Raw genomic sequence first — 682 nt, forward strand, 5'->3', positions numbered from 1 at the left:
ACGGTGAGCTGCATGGTTTTCAGATATGGATTAATCAACCAGCCAAAGACAAAATGAAACCCGCTCAATACCACGATTTTCAACCAGAGACGATCACGGAATTTGACACTGCAAAGACAGGGCTTGTTCGTGTCATTGCTGGTGAGTTGATGATTGCGGGAGAACGAATTGTTGGGCCGTTGACTCAAACTGGTGTTGTAGCAACTGTTGCTGATTGGCGGCCTCATAGAGGAGCCACGCTTGAGCTAGCTTTGGACGCTGACCATAACATGATGATTTATGCGTACCAAGGCAGTGTCGAGATAAATCAACGCACTGTAAAGCAAGGTGAGATGGCGCTGTTATCAAAAGGAGAGGCCGCAAAGTTTACTGCGGCAGACAACAGTGGGGTCCTGCTCTTTATAGGTGAACCAATCAATGAGCCGGTGGTTCACTATGGCCCATTTGTCATGAACAGTATCGAAGAAATTGAACAAGCGATTCAAGACTACAACTCAGGGCTGTTCGAAACCTATTAAAGCGAACGACAGCGAACAGCCAATTTTGACCGATGTCTTAGTATTACGCTGAATGTATTTGAGCCTGCTTATTGGGCTCGTAGCGAAGCAAATCGATAATCCACTGCCATCGAGTTTGCGTTAGCCACCTAGATTAACTTGCGTTTAATCGAGGTGGCTTTTTT

Annotated in this window: 1 protein-coding gene; it reads left to right on the top strand. The window is 46.0% G+C overall.

Annotation, left to right across the window (positions count from 1 at the left end; translation table 11 throughout):
- Nucleotides 1-518, top strand: a 518-nt coding sequence (locus R7P74_RS26735) for a pirin family protein (RefSeq protein WP_318123685.1), incomplete at its 5' end; no start/stop codon positions are given.
- Nucleotides 519-682 lie beyond the last annotated feature (164 nt).

The organism is Vibrio sp. 2033 (genome assembly GCF_033339735.1).